This window comes from Rhodococcus sp. BS-15 (assembly GCF_000813105.1).
Taxonomy (GTDB): domain Bacteria; phylum Actinomycetota; class Actinomycetes; order Mycobacteriales; family Mycobacteriaceae; genus Rhodococcoides.
The window spans coordinates 1-537 of the sequence record NZ_BAOX01000654.1 but is presented as its reverse complement, the minus strand read 5'-3'; the positions used below and the strand labels follow the sequence as shown (position 1 = coordinate 537).

1 pseudogene is annotated in these 537 nt (G+C 68.5%); it reads right to left on the bottom strand.

Annotated features, from left to right (window positions below):
* Positions 1–537, bottom strand: a pseudogene (locus RHBS_RS28525) (TIGR02680 family protein); the annotation flags it as partial.

Here is a 537-nt window from a genome sequence, read left to right as displayed (position 1 = left end):
TGGTGTGGCGGCCCTGCTGCACACCCTGCCAGTACCGACCGTCGACGCACACCGAGACGGCACCGCCCGAGACTGCTCCTTGATCCTGTTGCAGTGCAACCGAGTTCAGCACGTCGAGGATGCGCGATTCGGATACGGCGGTACCGGGCTCGGGTTGGAGGACGGACGCCAAGGTGGTCCCGGTCGGCCTCGAGGCCTCCGGTAGCGGCGACAGATACTGCTCCGAACTCGAGTCGACGGGGAAGTCCGCAACCGGGTGAATCCAGCCGTCGAGCAGGTTTGCCGCCTGCAGTGCGGATTCGATCCCCGCCGCGTCGGCAGGGGACACCGAGTCGGCAAACCGAACCAGCTGCCACAGAGGCGCACCCGAGAGTTCGACGCGAGAGTCGGTTCGTGCCGCGAACGGCGGCGGCGCGTCATCGTGTTCGGCCCGCACCAGGGTCAGTTCGCCACGCAGCGCGTTCAGCTCGGCCGTGCGGGTCGATACGTCGACGCGTGCCTGGGCCTGGCGGCCACGAAGCCCGTCGACCGCGTCTG